Genomic DNA, 21,398 nt, shown 5'->3' with positions numbered 1-21,398 from the left:
AAAACAGCCGCGATAATCGCGTTTTAGCTGCCTATTAAATCAATACAAAACCTAAATTTGAAACGAGAATAAAACTATGAAAATACTTGTTGTTGATGACGAGGCTGATGTACAACCACTGTTTTTGCAACGCTTTCGCAAAGAGATAAAAAATGGCGAAATCGAATTTAATTTCGCGCAATCGGGCGAGGAAGCCATGTCGTTTTTGGCGGTTAACCACTCTGAAGTGATCCTGATATTATCCGACATCAATATGCCCGGCATGACGGGGTTAGAATTGCTTGACAAGATAAGGCACACCTATGAGAAACCACCACCGGTGGTCATGATGATTACTGCCTATGGCGATGAGGAAAACTATCAAAAATCGATGGAGTTGGGTGCTAATGACTTTTTAACCAAGCCCCTTGATTTTAATAATTTAAAAGAAAAACTAAAACACATAGAACAATAATGGCCAAAATACTGGTGGTTGATGATGAATTGGACCTGGAATTATTGATAAAACAAAAATTCAGGAAAAAGATCCGTGAAAAAGTATATGATTTTGTATTCGCCCACAACGGTTTTGAAGCATTAACCAAACTTGCCGAAGACCCGGAGATTGATATGATTTTGAGTGATATCAATATGCCCGAAATGGACGGCCTTACCCTGCTTACCAAACTGCCCGAGGCCAACCCTATATTAAAAGCTGTAATGGTATCGGCCTACAGCGATATGGATAACATCCGCACGGCCATGAACCGCGGCGCGTTTGACTTTGTGGTTAAACCGGTAAATTTTGACGACCTGGATATTACCATCGAAAAAACTTTGATGCATGTGCTGGAGTTGAAAAAAACCATGCAGGCCATCAAAGAAAATAACATTCTGAGAATGTATGTTGATGAGAATGTGCTTAACTTTATGACCCATAAGGAGTTTGAAACAAGCCTGCTGAGCAACGAAACTGTTGACGCCACTGTTTTATTCATCGACATATGCGGCTTTACGGCCATATCCGAACATGTACCCGCCAACGCCGTTGTTAGTTTAATTAACAAGCTTTTTGACATGATGGTGCAGGAAATTATTGCCCAAACCGGCCACATAGATAAATTTATGGGCGATGCCGTTATGGCGGTATTCCGCGGGGAGTACCACCTAGACCGTGCCATAGATGCCGCCCTTGCCGTGCGCGAAAAAATGCACAGCACCGAGACTATAGTTTACGGCGATAAAACTTTTAAACCCGATGTATCCATCGGCATAAACTCGGGCGAAATGATATCAGGCAACATTGGTTCTGCCTCCCTGAAACGCCTTGATTATACCGTAATAGGTGATGCCGTAAACCTGGCCCAGCGCCTGCAGGGTGTAGCCAAAGCCAACCAGATTGTGGTTACCGAAGAAGTTTACCAAAAAGCCAAAGAATCCTTCGAGCTCAAAAAAATTGGCGAAGTAACGTTGAAGAACAAAGCGAAACCGGTGGAGATTTATGAAGTAGTGAGTTAGTAGCAAGTATCAAGTACATAGTATCAAGACCGCTTCTGCAAACGGCATTTATCCTCAAAAAATCTTGATACTTGATACTTGCGACTTGATACTTAAAATCAATGCTCCCTAACCCTTTTCTTTAACACCCCACCTGCAGCTTCTTTGATGCTGTTGGTAAATACGAATGCTTTGGGATCAATGCTGTGCACCAGGTTTTTGAGGCGGCGTACCTCGAAGCGAGTTATTACGGTGAAAATGATATCGACAGGCTGGTGAACATCAAAGCTTTCTTTTAGAAAGCCGCGCTCGCCTTTGTAAATGGTAATACCCCGGCCCAGTTCCATAACCAGTTTTTGTTTGATGATCTCGCTTTGGCCGGATATGATGTTTACCGCCGTGTATTCTTCCAGCCCGTCAATTACAAAGCTAATGGTGCGCGATGCGGTGTAGTAGGTTAAAATGGAGTATAATGCGGTTGGCAGGCCAAGTTCAAACGCAGCTATTAAAAATATAATAATGTTGATGCCTAAAATAATCTCGCTGATAGTAAAACTACTGCGCTTTAAGGTGTAAAGCGCCAATATCTCAATCCCATCTAACGCACAGCCGCCACGAATGGAAAGGCCAACACCCAGGCCCATAAACACACCGCCGAATATGGATACCAATAGCTTATCGGATGTAATAACCGGATAAGGTACATACAACAAGCAAACCCCAAGCCCTATTACGCAGGCAAAAGTTTTGAGCGCAAAAGACCTGTTCACCTGGAACATTCCCATAATGATGAACGGAATATTGGCAGCTATAATCACAAAAGCGATATTGATGTGATAAAGCTCATGAATCAGCAGGGATATACCTGTTACGCCTCCATCAAAAAATTGGTTAGGCACCAAAAAACCTTTCAGGGCAAATCCGCAAAATAAAATCCCGATAATTACGGTTACTACATCCTTAATTATTTCAGATAAACTATGTTCCGGTTTAGTCATGTATAGTACTTTATATTAATCTTTCAGTTATTGTACACAGGTGCTTTTCTTTTTCAGCTGCCCGTAAACCGATAGCTGTTTTGGTGAAATAGCGGTGGCTTTTCAGAAAGCTTACCTGCTGTTTATCCCACTCCTGTTCTGTTTTCAGTTTATGGGTTATTTCAAGTTCCGAAAATAACCTTTTACTAAGGATAAAAAAATCATTCCGCCCTAAATAATCCAAATCGGCATCACAAATAATTTCGCCAAGCTTGTTATGCGGTTTCTGGGGTATTTTGGTAGCCATAATGATATCGCAAACAACGGCTATCTGGGCCTCCGTATAATTAAAGGCCGGCAGATGCTTACGGGCTATTTTACAGGAGTTGCTTTCATGATCATCTACCCCGCACAAAAAGCCCGAATCATGAAACAGGGCGGCTGTAAGCAGCAAAGTAGTTTCTGCTAAATCGATACCTTCACCTAAAGCTAACTGTTTAGCAGCATTGTATACATCCTGCGCATGGGTTGCATTGTGGTAGTAAAAATGTACCGGGAGTTCGCGTTTTATTTTATCCAGGATAAATTCCCCGGCCTTATCAATCTGCATTGGTTATAAATTGGCTGCTAATATAATAAAATGTGTTACCAGGCAAATTTCAAAACGGCATAAATACATGGCGCTAAGTTTTTGTTCGCCCGGTAGTGTATCACATGCATCCGTTATACGTGTAAAAAACTATATTAGCTACATGAATGATTGGTTCAAAAACTACAAGGGCATCATATTGCTGATGGCGGGTATTATGGTTGGCAGTATTGCCGGCATTTTTTTAGGCGATAAGGTAAGTATTATTAAACCCATAGGCGATATTTTCCTGAACCTGTTATTCACTGCAGTGGTGCCCCTGGTTTTCTTTGCCATCGCATCGGCCATTGCCGGGTTGGATGCCACAAATAAGCTGGGGAAGTTATTAGGAGTAACCTCGCTGGTATTTTTGGGTACTGTACTGATAGCGGCCATAGTAACTATTATTGCTATCTGGATCTTCCCCATTCATCAGCATTTGGTGGCCAACCCCATTACGGAAGCCATTGACAAAAAACCTTTGGGCGACCAGCTCACCAACCTATTTACCACCAGCGAATTTTACCAGTTGTTATCGCGCAAAAGCATGATGGCCATGATCATATTTTCGGTACTTATTGGCTTTGCCACCCTTAATGCCGGCGAAAAGGGTGCTGCGTTCACCCGCTTTTTGCATAGCGGTAACGAGGTGTTTAAAAACATTTTTATCCTGATCATGAAACTGGGGCCTATTGGGTTAGGGGCTTATTTTGCCTACCAGGTGGGCGTGTTCGGCCCGCAGCTATTTGGGGGCTACGCCCGTTCGATGGCTTTGTACTATGGTGTGGGCGCGTTTTATTTTGTTGCCATATTTAGCCTTTACGCTTTCATAGCGGGCGGCGTAGGTGCGGTAAAAAGGTATTGGAAAAATAACATTATCCCATCGGCTACAGCTGTGGGCACATGCAGCAGCATTGCAACTATTCCGGCTAACCTTGATGCCGCAAAAAAAATGGGCATCCGGGATGTTATCGCCAATGTAACTATTCCGCTGGGCGGCACCCTGCACAAGGATGGCTCGAGCATATCCTCAATTGTGAAAATGGCGGTGGTGTTTGCACTCTTCGGCAATAGCTTTAATAACGTACAAACCATTGTGGTAGCGCTGGCTTTAACAGTACTGGTAAGCCTGGTTGAAGGCGGCATACCCAACGGCGGTTATATAGGCGAATTGTTGTTTATATCGGCCTACGGCTTTCCGCCCGAAGCCTTGCCGCCCGCTATGATCATTGGCACATTGGTTGACCCCATGGCTACCCTGCTAAATGCGACCGGCGATACCGTGGCTGCCATGATGATTTCCCGCTTCGTAGATGGAAAAAACTGGATGGGCCCTGAACCTCTGAAGGGGTAGGAAGACTGGGCAAACTGACTCGTCCTGAAATAACTATACACTAAAAGAAAGTGTATGAAAGAAGAATCGGAACAAAAAGCGAGTCAGATTCGCCTTACTAAGCGATGTCACTTTGAAAGCAGCCTACGGAATGAGATCATAAAATTGATAGAATCAGGGACTCCGCGGAGCGTGATAGCCTATCAGTATGGCATGTCGCGGGCATCTCTGAGTAAATGGATGCGCGACCGCGGCTCGAAAGAGTACCAGGAAAAACAGCGGGGATATCATTTAAGCGACATAGAAAAAAGATCCGTCGTCCGCCAGGTTGAGCAAGGCATTCTGAAACCTTATGCAGCGAGGAAGTCATACGGACTAAGTGGAGAAACGTTAAATAAATGGCTTAAGGCCTCGTTGAAAGAAAATGCCGAACTTGCGGTTCATGAAAAGTTTGAGATGAAGGATAAAGCTGAAGGGCAGTCTGGTGTGCCGGACCCGGAAACGGAAGCTTTAAAAAAGGCTTTGGAATATGCACAGCTAAAGATCAGTGCCTTAAATACCCTTATTGATGTAGCAGAGGATCAGTTTAAGATCAAGATCAGAAAAAAAGCTGGGGCCAGGCAGTCATGATAATGAAGCAGGATTACGCGCATTTAAGCTGGGCGTTTCTATGCGGACTGTTTGGCAAAACCCGCCATGCGCACTATGATCACTTATGGAGAAACCAGGATGACTCTATCAAAGAGGAAATTATCCTGCAGCTTGTTCATGAAATAAGGAAGCCTTTACCCCGGTTAGGGACAAGAAAGATGCTTTATCTGCTTAAGCCGCAACTGGCTTCTCATCATATAGAAATCGGCAGGGACTACCTGTTTGACTTGCTTGACGCTCATAAGCTGCTGATCAGGCAGCGTAAACGAAAAGCAATCACCACCGATTCCCGGCACTGGATGCATAAGTACGCCAACCTGGTAAAGGAAATGCATATTATACGGCCGGAGGAACTTTGGGTAAGCGATATAACTTACATTCGGGTGCAAAACCAATGGGGCTACCTGTCACTGATAACAGATGCATTTTCACGTAAGATCATGGGTTATTGTTTCCGCCTGGATATGCTGGCGCTGGGGCCTATAGCGGCCTTACAGATGGCCCTGGATGTCCGCAGTTACAGCGGGCAAACCCTTACCCATCACTCTGACAGAGGGTCCCAATACTGCTCTAAGGATTATGTGGAATTGCTTGGGAACGAAACTATTTCCATCAGTATGACTGAACGGGGTGACCCGTATGAGAATGCACTGGCCGAACGAATGAATGGCATCATCAAGGGGGAGTTCGACCTGTACATCAGCCCGGTTAACTTTGAGCAGACTTATAAAAAGATCGATAGCAGTATTAAGGCATACAACGAATTGAGGCCCCATGGAAGCTGTGACTACCTGACGCCTTGCCAGGCGCATGAACAAGGTGATGTACTGAAAAAACGCTGGAAGGAATACCCGGGCAAATGGGAGAAGGAAAAGCCGCTGGCCATACCCGCCTGACAGATGAGTTATCAACAAAAAGAGGAGGTTCAGCAAAAAGAAAAAAAGAAGCAAAAAAAGAAAAACGTGTTGAAATATGGAAAACTGAAGGAGTTTCCCACATTCCAACACAACAAACAAACAACAAGTTATTTAACTTTATCTTTAAAAAAAGAACCTGTATAGTGTTTACAGGATTAACTCACAAATCTGTATAGTTATTTCAGGACGGGTCAAACGCCTCTGATTGGGTTAACATAACTTAACACATTTCGGAAAAAATATTTATAAATATTTGATAATCAATATCTTATATTTTATCATGGTTAACACTAAACTGAGCGCAATTTAGGCGTATTCTAATACTTTTGCCTGTTGCTGGCTAATACAAGTCCCTTCGGTAACCGGATCATTTAACCAGGATCAGCCAATAAAAACAGGGTGTCGTTTGATGCTTATATCGCTCATTCCATTAGCTATTCGGATGCGTTTGCACTGGAGAGAAAGAATCTTGGCTTTTTGATAGAAAACAAATTAGCTATATTTGTTAAACACCTGCCTGCCATGCTACACATACTATACATCATAGCTATTATTGCCGAAGCCATGACCGCCGCCCTATCTGCCGGACGCAGGGATATGGATTGGGTGGGCGTTTGCATCATCGCCTGGGTAACCGCCTTGGGCGGCGGCACCGTACGCAATATCCTGTTTAACCACTATCCCATGAGCTGGGTTGAACATCCCGAATACCTGGTGATAACCGCCGGCGCAGCGATACTGGCAGCCGTTATAGCCCGCCTAATGACCAAAATGAAAACGCTATTCCTATACCTTGATGCGCTGGGTTTGGTAGTATTTACCATTATAGGCTGCCAGATAGCGCAGCAAATAAACCTGCCGGCTACTATTGTATTATTAAGCGGAATGATAACGGGCTGCGCCGGCGGCGTACTGCGCGACGTGCTTTGTAACGAGGTCCCTTTACTATTCCGCAAGGAGATTTATGCAAGTGCATCAATAGTTACCGGGGCTGTTTACTTAGGGATTGAATATTTGGGCGCCAGCGATGCGGTTGCCATAATAATTGCTTGTATCATTGGCCTGGCGTTACGCCTGCTATCCATCAAATACAACTGGCAAATGCCCAAGTTTGTTTACCGGGAAGAATGGCATTAAGCTTACTTTAGACAGCAGTCTCATACATGCTAAGTCCCACATAGTTCGGGATTATTAATGTTGTGTTTTGATTTTCATAGGTATTAATGAGCTCCCTGCGGTCGGTTATCTTCGTGCCTTATGATGACGTGTTTGTAAGTTACTGATTGTCAATATCAAATATCCGTCATTGCGAGGCACGAAGCAATCCCCGACATGCTAAGTCCCACATAGTTTGGGATTGCTTCGTGCCTCGCAATGACGGTAGTTTTGGACTTTGGTTTAACTATATTTCGTTGCACGTCATCCCCATTTTTTTCAGGATCATCCTGATGGATACTTATAATGACATGATTATAATACGCTGATTATCAAGCGTATTTTTTATTCCCCTCTCGAGAGGGGGCGCGGTAGGAGGTGCGTTGGCAGGGGTGTGTTTTTCCGCGTTTCATTGCGCGTGCATAACACACCCCTCCGCCCCTCTCAAGAGGGGAATCGCACTTTTCCACCGCTTTTTAAAAGGAAGCGCAAATCTGATGGTACCCAGAATAACCCCATTTGCAACCATGTCATTACTGTTTTTTCCAGCCGAAGCTGATGGATACTCGCTATGACATAATGAGAAAAGACTTAAGCCCGTCATCGTTCCCCCTTCAGGGGGTTAGGGGGCTTCGTTTGATAAGGAGTAAGGCACATCGCTATCCTTTACCCCTCTTGTTTTATTAGGCGTTGGGGCCATATTAAAGTTGATGGTTGCGCCTTTTTGTAACTCCTTGTGGCTTAACCAGTTTAAATCATAAGGCTTGCCGTTTACGCTCATGGTATTGATGTACCGGTTGGCGTAATTATTATTGGCGGCATTGATGGTTACCGTTTTGCCGTTCTCGAGCTTTAAAGTGATCTTTTTAAACAAAGGCGCACCAAGCACATATTGGTCGCTGGCCGGCGTTACCGGGTAAAAGCCCATGGCCGAGAATACATACCAGGCCGATGTTTGCCCGTTATCTTCATCGCCGCAATAACCATCGGGGGTGGCTTTGTACAGCTTGTTCATTACATCGCGTACATGGAGCTGGGTTTTCCATGGTTCGCCGGCGTAGTTGTACAGGTAAATCATGTGCTGTATAGGCTGGTTGCCGTGAGCATACTGCCCCATATTCACAATCTGCATCTCGCGGATTTCGTGGATAGTTTCGCCGTAGTAACTGTCATCAAATACCGGCGGCAAGGTAAATACCGAATCGAGCTTGTTAACAAATTGCTTTTTGCCACCCATTAGGTTTATCAGCCCCTGGATATCATGGAACACACTCCAGCTGTAATGCCAGCTGTTGCCCTCGGTAAAGGCATCGCCCCATTTAAACGGACTAAAAGGCGTTTCAAATGAACCATCCTTATTTTTACCACGCATTAACCCGGTTGATGGATCAAACAGATTTTTATAATTCATGCTCCGCTTTTTGTACACATCTGTTTCGGAAGCAGGTTTGCCTAAGGCTTTACCTAACTTATAAATGGTGAAATCATCATAGGCATACTCGAGGGTACGGGCGGCGTTTTCGTTGATCTTAACATCGTAAGGAACATAGCCTAATGTGTTGTAGTACTCCACCCCTTCGCGGCCGGTTGCTGCCGGCCCTTTGTTGTTCGCACCGTGTACCAGGGCCTCATACAGTTTTTCGATATCGTAACCTTTGCCACCTTTTAAATAGGCTTCGGATACTACAGATGCAGAGTTGTTGCCTATCATTACAGCAGAATATCCGGGGCTCGACCACTCAGGTAGCCAGCCGCCTTCTTTATAATCATTAATAAGGCCTTCCTGCATCTCTTTATTAATCGAAGGATAAACCAGGTTCAGGAACGGATACAGCGCCCTGAAGGTATCCCAAAAGCCTGTACCGGCAAACTTATAACCGGGGAATACTTTACCCGTTGATGCGCTGTAGTGTACAATATTTCCTTTCTCGTCTATCTCATACAATTTATTCGGGAAGAAAACCATACGGTACATACAGGAGTAAAACGTACGGGTCTGATCAATAGTACCGCCCTCAACAGTTAAGCGGCTAAGGGTTTTATTCCAAACGTCTTTAGCTTTTTGTTTGGTTACGTCAAAGCTGTCGTTGCCTACTTCCCTTTTCAGATTCAGTTCGGCCTGCTCAATGCTGATGAATGACGAAGCTACCCGCAGATGTACTTTCTCGCCATGGGTAGTGGCAAAACCTATTAAAGCGCTTGCATGCTCGGCTTTCAGTTCCAGGCCATTGCTCAGAGTAGTATCGCTGTAGGTTTGCGCAATGGTGATGGGCTTATCTACATAAATAACAAAGTAGTTTTTAAAGTTTTTTAAGGGGCCGCGAGCGTACTTGGTAGAGTAACCTACTATCTTTTTCTCGCCGGGAATAATCTTTACATACGACCCTTTGTTCAGTGCGTCTATCACAATAAAAGAGCTGTCTGTTTTGGGATAAGTAAACATGAACTGGGCCGCCCTTTCGGTCGGTGTAATCTCGGTAGTTACATCATGATCGGCCAGGTAAACGCTGTAGTAATATGGTTTGGCAATCTCGGCCTTGTGCGAAAACCAGCTTGCCCGGTCGTTTTGCGATACTTTTAAATGTTTGGTTACCGGCATTATAGCAAACTGCCCATAATCATTCATCCATGGCGATGGCTGGTGGGTTTGCTTAAAGCCACGTATTTTATGGGCATCGTAAGTATAAGCCCATCCATCGCCCATTACACCGGTTTGGGGTGTCCAAAAGTTCATACCCCAGGGCAGTGCAATTGCCGGGTAAGTGTTACCGTTGGATAAATCATAATGCGAATCGGTACCCATCAGCGGGTTAATGTATTCAACAGGGTCGGTTACTTTATTTACCTGCTGCGCCATGGCACATGTAGCAGCCATTAATAATGAACCAATGAGTACAATGTTTTTCTTCATTCCGGGAGACATTTAATGTTTTTCAATTTACCTGTAAATATAAAAGACCAGCTGCATTGGCCGGTCTTTTATGTTTAAATATTTAGCCTCACCCTACCCTCTCCAAAGGAGAGGGTTCTTGATTTGAATGTTTTTTTAAGTCCTCTCTTTTGGAGAGGATTTAGGTGAGGCCCTTTTAGTAAGGGCAGGTTGAGGCTTACCAACCCGGGTTTTGGGTTAGTTTAGCATTAGTGCTAATCTCGCGCTGCGGAATAGGCCACAAGTAATACTGAGCTTTCATGGTTACATTTTGCTCGTTTTTGGTTGATGTAGCATCGCCAAAAGTATTGTTGATAACATCATAAACCTGGTGGGTACGCTGTATGTCAAAATAAGCTTTGTTTTCATACGCCAGTTCATGATAGCGCTCTTTCCAAACCTCTTTGCGGAATGCGTCCTGGCTTAAGGCACCTATGGGGGCCAGTTGCGCACGTGCGCGTATTTTATTAAGTTGGGCAATTGCTGTTGCATTTGGTGCTCCTTCAGCTTCGTTACTTGCTTCTGCATAAATCAGCATGGCTTCTGGCAAGCGCAAAAAGGTCCAGTTTTCATCGCTCTGGCCATTACCTGTTGCACTCTCTACGTGGAAATATTTGTAAAGGGCATGCTCGCCAAAGTTGATGATCGTACCATCTTTAGATGATGGGTAGCTTGAAAAATAAAACTGCCTTTCTTTTGCACGTAAGTCGCCCGCTTCATAACTGTTAAAGAAGGCATTGGTAGGTATCATCGCGCCAAGGTGATCGCCATATACACCAACCAATAAGTTAAATGGAACAGTTAACTGGGGAATGGCATTTGTAGCCACGCCAACCAGGTAATTGGATTGAAATATCAATTCGCCCTGGTTTTTGTGGGCATTGTCATGCAGATAATCATACTTATCAAACAAAGTGTATGCGGTACCATTTATAACCGGTAATATTTCGGCAGCGGCCAAAGCGTAATTCGCAGTCTTTTTAAGCGGAAAACCAGCAGTAGTTAAATAAACACTGGCTAACAAAGTACGCACTGCACCTAACGATACCTTACCTGTTTTATCAGATTCAGGCAGGCCCGATGCTTCCGCGGCTTTGAGGTCGCTGATGATTTGATCATACACAGCAGCGGCAGCTGTACGTGCAGGGTAAAGATTGGGGCTTGTAATAGTAACCGGTTCGGTAATTAATGGTACATCGCCGTATAACCTAACCAGGTGATAATAAAAGAACGCCCTTAAGAAATAGGCTTCGCCTAACAAAGCTTTTTTATCCGCGTCGGCAAAAGGAGTTATCGGCGGAATATTTGCTATGGCCACATTGGCATTTGCTATAGCGCCATAGCTATTTTGCCATACATCTTCAAAACCCGGGTTAACAGCGTCGGTACGGTTGTTTATAACGTTGTTATTATTAACACTTTGCCCTAATGAGGTAGTATGACCTGCAAAAAGCTCGATGGTAATAAACGGGCTTTCACCGTAGGCATCCCCATTTTGAAACAGGTAAAGCTTTTGGTAAATACCATTAACAAATATACGCGCCTGGTTTGCACTGGTAAAATAATTACTTTTTACAAAACCGCCTTTATTTTTTTCGACAAGCTCGTTTTTGCAACTACCAAGCATTATAGTGAGAATCAGTAATGAATAACCAATCCGGTATTTTTTTAAATTAAACTTCATAATAGTATGTTTTAACGTTTAAATTAGAAACTAACATTTAAGCCAAGCAGGAAGGTTCTTGGTTTTGGATAATCGTAAAACTGGATGCTTTGATTAAAGTTGCTGTTATTGTTAGGATTCTTAGGATCGTAACCATAGGTAGAAACTTCCGGATCATAGCCGGTGTACTTGGTTATCACAAACAAGTTTTGAGCCTGCGCATACACCCTTAACCTGCTCAATTTAATTTTAGCTATTGAAGCAGTTGGGAAAGTGTAACCAAGTGTTACCGATCTGCCGCGGATAAAATTGCCGCTTTCAACTTTGGTTGAATAGATTTCTGTTTGGTAATACACATAGGCTGGTCTGTCTTCGGCTATGCTTGTATTTTGATTGGTTGGTGTCCATGCATTTAAAACAGTGGCATAGCTGTTAGCCTGGCCTGTACGATCCTGGCCCGAGTGACGGGTTAGGTTCATGATTTGGTTACCATAGTTAAATTGCAGGTCGATACCTAAATCGATGTTTTTATAACGGAAAGTGTTACTTAATGTTCCGTATCCATCTGGTATCGATTTACCAAGGATCACTTTATCATCGGCTGTAATTTTGCCATCGCCATTAGTATCCTGTATTTTCAGGTCGCCTGGCAGTTTGTTAAATATTGCAGCTTGCGATGCTTCGGCAGTACCCCATGTGCCCAACACTTTGTAACCATAAAAGCTACCTGCAGGTAAGCCAACGCGCATCAGGTTAAATTGTGAAAGGAACGTTGGCGACAAAAATATGTCATCGTTTGATGCGCCCAAAGCCAATATTTTGTTCTTTAAGAACGAGATATTAAATGAAGTATTCCAGGAGAAGTCCTCGGTTTTGATATTTTGGGTATTGATAGTTAACTCCAAACCTTTGTTTTGCAGCCTGCCAATGTTTTTGTAAACGCTGTTAAAGCCGCTGGTTTCTGGCAATGGCGCGTTAAGCAGCAAGGCTTTGGTTTTCTTTAAATAAGCATCCGCTTCAATATTAACACGGTTGTTGAATAAGCCTACAGAGAAACCAAGATCAAACTCGGCGGTTTTTTCCCATGAAAGATCTTCGTTACCAATGGTAGTTTGCTGCGTACCTATAGCCTGTGCACCGTTAAACACGTAGTTAACCGTTCCAATTTGCGCTTGTGAGCGGTACTCACCAATTTCGGAGTTACCTGTTAAACCATAACTCAACCTGAATTTAAGATCAGAAATAGTTTTGTTGTCCTTCAGAAAATCCTCCTGCGAAGCCCTCCATGCGAAAGCTGCCGATGGGAAAAACCCGGTTTTTACATTTGTACCAAAACGGGAAGAGCCATCCTGGCGACCGGTTACTGTTAACAGGTATTTATCCTTGTAGTTATAATTTAAACGTCCAAAATAGGAGCGCATTTGCCATGCGTCATAATTTGAAGAAGGGATACCAGGGATAGAACCTGCGCCTAAATTATAATACTGATAATAATTATCAGACAGGTTACTGGTAGAAGCACCTAACCCGGTTTGTTGAAAATTTTGCTGCTCGGTACCTGCAACAATGTTAATAGTATGCACCTTGTTAAAGGTTTTATTATAGGTAAAGTGATTTTCCCACTGCCAAAAAGTATTGTTCTGCTCATCAATTGATGCAGAGCTTTTTGTTTGGCTTGCTACAGAACCACCAACTAAGCCACTTTGAAAGTGAGGATTATAATTGGCAGACGTTGTAACGCCCAGGGTGCTGCGAAACTCAAGACCTGGAATTATGTTTATATTAAGGTAACTGTTACCGCTAAAAATGCGTTTACGGTAAAGTGCTTCAATCTCGTTGGCCTGGGCTACCGGGTTATCGCCGCCTTCTAAGTTTGGATAATCTGTACGTTTACCATAAGTTCCGTCGGGATATTTAATTGGGATAAACGGAACCATCTCAATTAACATACGCGGAATGTTGTTACCTCCGGTACCATCATCAGCAGTACGCTGATCCTGGGCATTGTAATTTAAAGTAGCCCCAACTTTTAACCATGATTTAATTTGATTATCGATGGTTAACCGGGCATTGTAGCGTTTTAAATAACTATTTAAAATTATACCCTGATCATTGGCATAGTTTAAAAATAAACCGTAGGTTAATTTGTCTGATCCACCTGTAAAAGTCAGGTTATGATTTTGACTTACTGCATTACGTGTGGTAGCTTTTTGCCAATCCACATCATATAACGGTTTAAGATTTGAATCAAATAATTTACCAATTAAGGCGGTGCGCAATTTAACCGGATCCTGATCAGCATATTTACCAGACGCCCAGCCGGTAGGGTCGTATTTTTTAATGTTGGCGTATGACAGGTCTTCAACAGCCATAAATTGGGCTGAATTCAACACAGGCAACTCTTTTGCCATGTGGCCTACGCTTACGTAGCTATCATAGCTTACTGTGCCTTCTCCTTTTTTGCCACGTTTGGTAGTAACCAAAATAACACCGTTTGCACCGCGTGTACCGTAAATAGCAGTTGATGATGCATCTTTTAACACATCAACCGACTCGATATCATTAGGGCTTATAGCGTTACCGCCCTCTGTCCAAATCACCCCGTCAACTACGTACAAAGGATCTGTGCGGGTGTTGATGGAACTGTAACCACGAATCCTGATTTTAGTATTACCACCTGGGGCGCCGGAGTTTGTTGAAACGTTTACACCGGCAATTTTACCTGATAATTCCTGTTCCAGGTTGGTTTGTGGCCTTTCCTGCAAACCTTTGGCGCTTACGCTACCAACAGATCCTGTTAAATCAACACGTTTTTGGGTACCATAACCTACAACAACCACTTCGCTTAACGCCTTTGGCGATTCTGCCAGCATCACGTTTAAAGTAGTTTTGCCACCAACAGCAACTTCTTGTGTAGTATAGCCTACAAAGCTAAAAACAAGTGTTCCGTTTTCGGGTGCGTTCAATGTGAATTTACCATTTACATCGGTTTGGGTGCCCTGGTCAGACCCCTTGATCCTGATGCTTACACCTGGAAGCGGACCTTTTGAATCAGACACCGTGCCTGAAACTTTGATGTCTGCGACTGGCGTACTAACTTCATCTTTCTTTTTAACCACAATGGTTTCCTGGAAAATTTTGTAGGTTAAAGGCTGATCTTTAAAAGCAAGGTCGAGCGCCTGCTCCAATGAAACACCGGCAACTTCGATGTTAATTGCGCTTGCTTTGGATACATCCTGCTTATCATACATAAAATGATAGCCAGTTTGTTTTTCAATAGAACGAAGAACTTTTTCGACACTTGCGTTTTTTTGGTGCAGGGTAACAACCTGGCTGTAGGTTTTGGCACTTACGTTGGTAAGTACTGCCACCATAATAATAACTGTTAGCTTCATAGCTAAAATTATTTTGGATAATTGGGGCCATACCAAAGGCGTGGCCTTAGAATTAAAATTCATAAGTTTGTAGAGTTTGGGTTAAACATTAACTTTCAATTCGTCGATTGCATTTTTTTGGGGCCCAGATGCTTAGCCGGGAAAGTACTGCGAATACTTCCCGGTTTTTTATTGGTTATGTTTTGGCACCGGCATGTTTATTTTTTACATGAGCGGTAAGCCATTTTACCATGCGGGTCCCTCCCGGGCTAACTTATTTTTGGTATTTCTTCCATCATAGCTTTTTTAAAAAGTGAGTAATTGGTTGTTGATTAGTTGTATATAAATTGGTTATTAATTGGGGCTGGTTATTTATGGCAGCACTGTTATATGTTTGTCTTCAATTTTAAAATTAACACCCATATATTTTAGCATCCCCATCAGTTCAGAAGCCTTTACATTGCGCGAAATGCGACCGGTAAATTCTTTTACCGGTACTTTGCCGGTATAGCTCACCTGTACATCGTACCAGCGCGCGGCCTGCCTCATGATGGCCTCGATACCTGCGTCTCTAAACTGGAAGATGCCCTCCTTCCAGGCGATGGCATCGTCGGCATCTGCCTCATCCGTTATTTTTATAGGTCCGTTTTGTTTAAGTAACGCCTGCTGCCCGGGTTTTAAAAGGCCGCTAAATTGTTTGTTGCTGATTTTTACCGATCCTTCTAACAGGGTTGTTTTTATAGCATCTTCATCATTATAAGCCATAATGTTAAAATGGGTACCCAGCACTTCAACAACGGTATTATTTACCTTTACTTTAAATGGCATCTTCGCATTTTTGGCCACCTCAAAATAAGCCTCGCCAGTAATTTCGACCTCCCTGGTAGCGCCTTTAAATGTCGCGGGGAAACTTAACGATGATGCCGAGTTTAACCAAACCTTGCTTCCATCATCCAATACCAGCTGATACTGTCCTCCGCGCGGGGTAGATACAGTATTGATAGCAGCGGGCGCATCAGATCCTTCGTTTTTACTCCCTTCGTAAACTAACTGGCCATCATGTGTTTTTTTGATATGGGCATTGCCTTCATTAGCCAGCAAACCATTTTTTGCGCTATCCAGCGTTATCGTTTTACCGTTGGCCAGGGTGAGTACAGCCTTATTGCCACCTGGCAAAACATCATGCGCCGGCACCGCCTTTAGCCTGGCCTGGGCCCGTTTATTTGCAGCAGTTTTGTGTTGACTAATTAATACATAAGCACCAAAACCAACAAACACCATCATGGCGGCTGCAACACCAACTTTTAACCACAACTGGTTTTTATTTGGCGGCCTTATGGGGTGTATATTATCCGGATTTGATTTATTTTGAAGAATATTGTTGAGCATATCCATGCTTTTTGCGGCATCAAAAAGCGGCTCATCTGCCTGCAGCGTGTTCCAGGCTTCATGAATAAGTGCAGTAAGCTCCGCATCGTTGGCAGATGAATTGATGATTTCAAACAATTCATCCCGCTCCTGCTGCGTAGCGGTTTGGTGGTAATAACTATTAAACAGGTAGTTAAGCCTTGCATTAAATGCACTCATACAGGTAGATGTTAATTCATATTATAAATTGGTAAATGCCGAGCTTGGGGTTAACTCACATACAAGACAATAAATGCGATAAAAAAGGGGCTATCGCTTTTGAAAAAAAATAAAAAAAGTTTTTATTGCCAGTAAAACAACCGAATACACATCCAAATGGCTGCGTACATAATCAGTTATAGAGGTGGTGGCTATTTGCAGGTATTTTTTTACAGTTTCGCGGGAGAGTTTAAGCTGATCGGCAATTTCGTTATACTTAAGCCGGTTGTGCCTGCTTAGCAAATACACTTTTTGCTGTTGCGATGGCAGGTGATCTATTGCTTCATCCAATAAGTTATAGTACAGGTTATCCTGCTGATCGTCCATGATCAAACCAAGACTGCTCTCTTCCAGTTTTTTTGCCTGTACCTTTTCTTTCGCCAGCTTTTTGAGGCAATTAAGGGCGTGGTTTTTTGAAATAACAAACAGGTAAGCCTTAAAATCCTCTACTTGCGCAAGGGTTTCGCGCGCCATCCATATTTTCAAAAAAACATCCTGAACCACTTCTTCGGCCAGTTCTATTGAGTTGGTAATACGATGAATATGAACACCTAATTGCTGATGGTGCATAATAAACAAACAGCGAAAAGCATGTTCATCCCCTTCCGCTACTTTTAATAGCAAATCCTTGTCATGATGTTGTGGCGCTGCCCTGATAAGCAGTTCCGGCTCATGGTTATAAGCAATATCCAACATAGGTAAACGTATAGTAGTGGCAAATATTGGTTAATTAAAATGCAATAAAAATCACTTAGGTTAAAACACTACTACAACTACGAAATTGCGAAATAGTTTATACTTTTCCATCAACTAAATGCATTTAGTTGATATTATTTAGCAACAGACAACCAGGTATTTCTATTTATAGCTGGCTGTCAGCATCATGATGAGTTAGTTTATTTTCAATTCTTTTGTCAGGAATAAACCAGATGCCGGCAACTAAAACATACAACCCAAGTGCCCCAACAGGGCTAAACCAGGATAAGCAAATGGCTACGGCATATAAAATAACAGATATTTTACCCTTCCAGTCTTCGCCAAAGGCCTGTGCCAATAAGGAGTGCTCGCCATGATGGCGAACAAGATTCTTTACCAGGATTGTGTACGCTATGCCATTCATCAGCAGTACAAAACCGTAACACATTACAGGCCATTTGGCAAAGTGATTTTCGCCCATCCATCCGGTTACAAATGGTATTAACGATAGCCAAAACAGCAAATGCAGGTTGGCCCACAGCGTTTTGCCATTTATTGATTTTACCGCCTGCAAGGTATGGTGATGGTTGTTCCAATAAATGCCTACATAAATAAAACTCAATACATAAGTCATAAAAACTGGAATAAACGGCTTTAACACCTCAATACTATCGCCGTGGGGCACCTTCATCTCCAATACCATAATGGTGATAATGATGGCGATAACACCATCGCTGAAAGCCTCTAACCTACCTTTACCTAATGCCATCTTATATTTTTACAGCTAAAAGTAAGTTATTTTTTTGTGCCGAATGCCAGGTAACGCTGCATAGCCTCAATAAAATAGTAATCGGCGTAAGTTAAAGGGACATCAATTTCTGTCCCGGCGGGGAAATGGCCAACGCTGTGCTGCAAAATAAAACCGCCGTTGGTACCCGCAGCAGCCATATAAGGAGGTGCCGATAGTGTTTTTAATATGGTTTGTGCAACATCAAAATACTGCCGCCCTTTTTTGGCATCGCTATACCTGCATAATTCAAGCAGGGCCGAAGCCATAACAGAAGCCGCCGATGCATCTTTTAATGCGTTGGGAATGTTGCTGGCATTGTAATCCCAATATGGAATTTTATCTGCCGGCAAATTTGGGTTAGTCAATATAAAATGCGCTATGTTTTGTGCCTGGTCAAGATATTTTTTATCATGCGTTTCGCGGTACATAACGGTATAACCATACAAACCCCATGACTGCCCCCTTGCCCATGCCGATTCATTAGCAAAGCCCTGGGCAGTTTTCTTTTCCTTTACCGCGCCTGTTAGGGCATCGTAATTTATGACGTGGTACGAGCTAAAATCGGGTCTGAAATGGTTTTTCATGGTTGTATTGGCGTGGGTAACCGCTATTTTATAATAACTGGAATCGCCCGTTTCCCGCGTTGCCCAAAAAAGCAATTCAAGGTTCATCATGTTGTCAATAATCACCAGGTAATCGCCTGGTTTTGAATCCCATGATTTAATACAGCCCACCGCCGGGTTAAACCTGGTTGATAACGATTTAGCGCTGTTAATTAATATCTGCTTATACTCCGGCTTAGGCTCAATTTTGTTGGCATTGCCAAAGCTGCAATACATCATAAAGCCCAAATCATGGGTATGGGTATTAAACTGCTCTTTAGCCAATACCCCCATAATGCGGTTGGCCTCGGCAAGCAGCTGTTTATCTTTTGTTTCCTGGTATAAAAACAACAGGCTGCCAGGATAAAAGCCACTGCACCACCAGCCCGAGTTGCTATTTTCCTGTTTATCCTTATCGGGATGATAAGTTTTCGGGAACTCCTCCGGTCCTATCTTTGTTGCTAATAATCTATATTGGGCATCCGCAGCAATAAAGTTTTTTTTGATGGTAGCTGAAAGCGCTCTTTCCGGTTTTAAAGCCGGTTGGGCATTACTAAAAAAAGCAATCGCTATTAAGCAAACAGTACAGATGAGGGCGGGCAATATTTTGAATTTCATAGATATAATTTGGCTGGCAATAAAGTTGCATATTTTGATTGGAATTTTAAGAACCAAATTTATCTCGTAGCCCTTCCAGCATCAAAACAATTTTAAGTTTATCAAAATATTGTACTTTGCCCAGCCAAAAATCTTCTTTGCTATTCTTCCCGCTTTTACTCAATATGTCTACCCGCTGCATAATATAAATACTACTCCTTTGCTTGCCATACATTTTTAATATCAAATATTGCCCGCCTTTGGTCGAAGCGGCGATTGTATCCACGGATTCGTCGGATTGAGCGGCCAACTTTTGAAGTAATGATTTGATGAGCAGTACCGAGTCTGGATTGGGTTGGCCCTTACCGGCATCCAGTTTTGCCAACATCATTTCGGGATGCGTGTCTTTAAGGTGTAAAATCCCCCTGGGACCCCAGTCATAAACCCAGGTGTACCAGATAATGATCGCTATAAAACAGGTCGACCAAATGATAATGGTTGATTTGTTTTTTAGAAACTTATTTTGGTTAAAAACCGGCATTGGTTAGGCAAAAAATATAGATTTACCCATAAATATACCGGAATTACCAATACCTGCCAATATTATTTACACTTTAAAATTACCGTTGTTCGCATGCTGAATTATTGTTCCGTTCATCGCTATTCGAGTGTTTTTATTGTTAGATTCCGGTAAGCGCCTAAGGACGAATTACCATGCCAGTAACCAACAGACCCACTTTTTAGGGAAGGATCAAGCGAGGTGTAAACCATGGCAGGTTTAGCAGCATTGTTCACATATACTTCCATTTTTTGGCCTGTAACTATCACTTTAACATGAAACCAGCCGTTAGCAGGCAGTATCGCGCTGGCCTGGTATTTATCGGCTTCGTAATCCCACCAGTTAAATTCTGCTTTTTTTTCGGGCATATATTGAATGGCGTTGATGGTACCCGACGACAATGGCCTGAAATATACGGTTTCATAATGATGAGCATCTTTGATCCTGAAGGCAAGGCCGATATAACCATTTCCCTTGCCCGCAAATGCCAAATCAAACTCGATAATACCATCCTTAAAAATTAAACTCTTAGGATAGGCCAGGCTCGCCGATTTGTAATTACCTATCTTCCGTTTTATCAGCAGCGCTTTTTTACCCTGGTAGCTGCCAAATTCATAATCAAGGGTGTCATTTTTGGGGATATTCCATTCTTTCGGGTTAATGGCCGGCAGGTTCTGCGCCTTATACTTTGGCTGGGCATTTACCCTAATAGTTGCAAAAAGAACAAATAATAACAATAGCTTTTTCATAACGAATTTTTAAAGGTTGGTGTTTTATTGTTTGATAACGAGGTTGGCAAAATCGCCGGGCAAACTATCATTCCACAATCCGATGAGGCCGTGTTGCCGGTTATTCAGTTTTTTAACGCTGAGCGATGGTTTTGGTGAACGGTTTACATATACCACAATTTCATCAGCTTTTACCACAATATGAGCGTGGAACCAGTCGGTAGCCAGCGGGAATGGGTTAACAGCATTTTCGTACACAAGCGGATGATCTGCCCGCAGTTTATCCCACGAAAAATCTGGCTGACTGATGTACTGCACGGTATGCCTGCGCCTAAGCGTATCTGTTGATTGAAAATTAAAAGGCCGGAAATAAATGGCATCATAAGTAACCGTATCGACGCCATGAAAAGCAATGCCCAAAAAACTTTGCTGAAAAACGTCTTTGCCCCTAAGATCGACGTCAATTGTCCCGGTGGCAAAGTCTATATCTTTGAGCCAAACAATACCGGTAAGTGAAATTCCCTTCCTGGTACCATCAGTAATTTTGCTTATTTTTTTTGCGGACGATGTTATCCGCGTCTCCTGTTTTAACAGGCTACTCAAATCATAGGCGCCCTTTTGCTGCGCACAGGCAGCGCCGCAAAAAAACGTAGTTATTAAAAAGAGGCTAAATAAAATATTGTTCTTCATGGTTTTA

Annotated in this window: 19 protein-coding genes; 7 read left to right on the top strand and 12 right to left on the bottom strand. The window is 42.9% G+C overall.

Annotation, left to right across the window (positions count from 1 at the left end; all coding sequences use genetic code 11):
* The first annotated feature begins 76 nt into the window (after positions 1 to 76).
* A complete protein-coding gene (locus tag PQ469_RS09640; protein ID WP_274212763.1) occupies positions 77 to 454 on the top strand; it encodes a response regulator in 378 nt (125 codons plus the stop codon).
* A complete protein-coding gene (locus PQ469_RS09635; RefSeq protein WP_274212762.1) occupies positions 454 to 1,497 on the top strand; it encodes an adenylate/guanylate cyclase domain-containing protein in 1,044 nt (347 codons plus the stop codon). The genes PQ469_RS09640 and PQ469_RS09635 overlap by 1 nt, the downstream gene beginning before the upstream one ends.
* Positions 1,498 to 1,595: 98 nt before the next feature.
* On the opposite strand, the gene PQ469_RS09630 is transcribed toward PQ469_RS09635, so the two are convergent.
* Positions 1,596 to 2,474 carry a YitT family protein gene (locus PQ469_RS09630; RefSeq protein WP_274212761.1) on the bottom strand — a complete coding sequence of 293 codons (879 nt, stop codon included), beginning with the start codon at positions 2,472 to 2,474 and terminating at the stop codon, positions 1,596 to 1,598.
* Between the two features lie 10 nt (positions 2,475 to 2,484).
* Entirely contained in the window at positions 2,485 to 3,063 is a 579-nt protein-coding gene (locus tag PQ469_RS09625; protein WP_274212760.1) for an HD domain-containing protein, read from the bottom strand.
* A gap of 142 nt (positions 3,064 to 3,205) precedes the next feature.
* On the opposite strand from PQ469_RS09625, the gene PQ469_RS09620 reads away from it, so the two are divergent.
* From PQ469_RS09620 to PQ469_RS09600, 5 genes are all read left to right on the top strand, one after another.
* Complete coding sequence (locus PQ469_RS09620; protein ID WP_274212759.1) at positions 3,206 to 4,435, top strand: dicarboxylate/amino acid:cation symporter; 1,230 nt, start codon at positions 3,206 to 3,208, stop codon at positions 4,433 to 4,435.
* Positions 4,436 to 4,489: 54 nt separating this feature from the next.
* The gene (locus PQ469_RS09615; RefSeq protein ID WP_274209702.1) at positions 4,490 to 5,044 is read left to right on the top strand and encodes a hypothetical protein; all 555 of its coding nucleotides are present in this window, start codon (positions 4,490 to 4,492) and stop codon (positions 5,042 to 5,044) included.
* Between the two features lie 2 nt (positions 5,045 to 5,046).
* Positions 5,047 to 5,961, top strand: coding sequence for an IS3 family transposase (locus tag PQ469_RS09610; RefSeq protein WP_274209701.1), 915 nt, complete (start codon positions 5,047 to 5,049; stop codon positions 5,959 to 5,961).
* Positions 5,925 to 6,158, top strand: coding sequence for a hypothetical protein (locus PQ469_RS09605; protein WP_274209700.1), 234 nt, complete (start codon positions 5,925 to 5,927; stop codon positions 6,156 to 6,158). The genes PQ469_RS09610 and PQ469_RS09605 overlap by 37 nt, the downstream gene beginning before the upstream one ends.
* A gap of 223 nt (positions 6,159 to 6,381) precedes the next feature.
* Positions 6,382 to 7,119: a trimeric intracellular cation channel family protein gene (locus PQ469_RS09600; protein ID WP_274212758.1), complete on the top strand. Its 738-nt coding sequence runs from the start codon at positions 6,382 to 6,384 to the stop codon at positions 7,117 to 7,119.
* A gap of 640 nt (positions 7,120 to 7,759) precedes the next feature.
* Here PQ469_RS09600 and PQ469_RS09595 read toward each other — a convergent pair.
* The 10 genes from PQ469_RS09595 to PQ469_RS09550 all read right to left on the bottom strand — a co-directional run bounded on the left by PQ469_RS09595 (position 7,760) and on the right by PQ469_RS09550 (position 21,391).
* A complete protein-coding gene (locus PQ469_RS09595) occupies positions 7,760 to 10,048 on the bottom strand; it encodes a GH92 family glycosyl hydrolase (protein WP_274212757.1) in 2,289 nt (762 codons plus the stop codon).
* A gap of 196 nt (positions 10,049 to 10,244) precedes the next feature.
* Positions 10,245 to 11,750, bottom strand: coding sequence for a RagB/SusD family nutrient uptake outer membrane protein (locus PQ469_RS09590; protein ID WP_218152471.1), 1,506 nt, complete (start codon positions 11,748 to 11,750; stop codon positions 10,245 to 10,247).
* Positions 11,751 to 11,773: 23 nt separating this feature from the next.
* On the bottom strand, positions 11,774 to 15,124 hold the full coding sequence (locus PQ469_RS09585; RefSeq protein WP_274212756.1) for a TonB-dependent receptor: 3,351 nt from the start codon (positions 15,122 to 15,124) through the stop codon (positions 11,774 to 11,776).
* Positions 15,125 to 15,475: 351 nt separating this feature from the next.
* Positions 15,476 to 16,690: a FecR family protein gene (locus PQ469_RS09580; RefSeq protein ID WP_274212755.1), complete on the bottom strand. Its 1,215-nt coding sequence runs from the start codon at positions 16,688 to 16,690 to the stop codon at positions 15,476 to 15,478.
* A 90-nt stretch (positions 16,691 to 16,780) separates the two neighbouring features.
* On the bottom strand, positions 16,781 to 17,425 hold the full coding sequence (locus tag PQ469_RS09575; RefSeq protein WP_274212754.1) for a sigma-70 family RNA polymerase sigma factor: 645 nt from the start codon (positions 17,423 to 17,425) through the stop codon (positions 16,781 to 16,783).
* A 166-nt stretch (positions 17,426 to 17,591) separates the two neighbouring features.
* The gene (locus tag PQ469_RS09570) at positions 17,592 to 18,194 is read right to left on the bottom strand and encodes a TMEM175 family protein (RefSeq protein WP_274212753.1); all 603 of its coding nucleotides are present in this window, start codon (positions 18,192 to 18,194) and stop codon (positions 17,592 to 17,594) included.
* A 26-nt stretch (positions 18,195 to 18,220) separates the two neighbouring features.
* Positions 18,221 to 19,435: a glycoside hydrolase family 88 protein gene (locus tag PQ469_RS09565; RefSeq protein ID WP_443192804.1), complete on the bottom strand. Its 1,215-nt coding sequence runs from the start codon at positions 19,433 to 19,435 to the stop codon at positions 18,221 to 18,223.
* Positions 19,436 to 19,481: 46 nt separating this feature from the next.
* Positions 19,482 to 19,955 carry a hypothetical protein gene (locus PQ469_RS09560; protein WP_274212752.1) on the bottom strand — a complete coding sequence of 158 codons (474 nt, stop codon included), beginning with the start codon at positions 19,953 to 19,955 and terminating at the stop codon, positions 19,482 to 19,484.
* A 119-nt stretch (positions 19,956 to 20,074) separates the two neighbouring features.
* Entirely contained in the window at positions 20,075 to 20,722 is a 648-nt protein-coding gene (locus PQ469_RS09555; RefSeq protein WP_274212751.1) for a LamG domain-containing protein, read from the bottom strand.
* Positions 20,723 to 20,746: 24 nt separating this feature from the next.
* Positions 20,747 to 21,391 carry a hypothetical protein gene (locus PQ469_RS09550; protein WP_274212750.1) on the bottom strand — a complete coding sequence of 215 codons (645 nt, stop codon included), beginning with the start codon at positions 21,389 to 21,391 and terminating at the stop codon, positions 20,747 to 20,749.
* Between the last annotated feature and the right edge of the window lie 7 nt (positions 21,392 to 21,398).

This window comes from Mucilaginibacter sp. KACC 22773, assembly GCF_028736215.1.
In the GTDB taxonomy this organism is placed as follows: Bacteria; Bacteroidota; Bacteroidia; order Sphingobacteriales; family Sphingobacteriaceae; genus Mucilaginibacter.
Note: the sequence above shows the minus strand (reverse complement) of the source record. Positions and strands in the feature narration are given on the sequence as shown.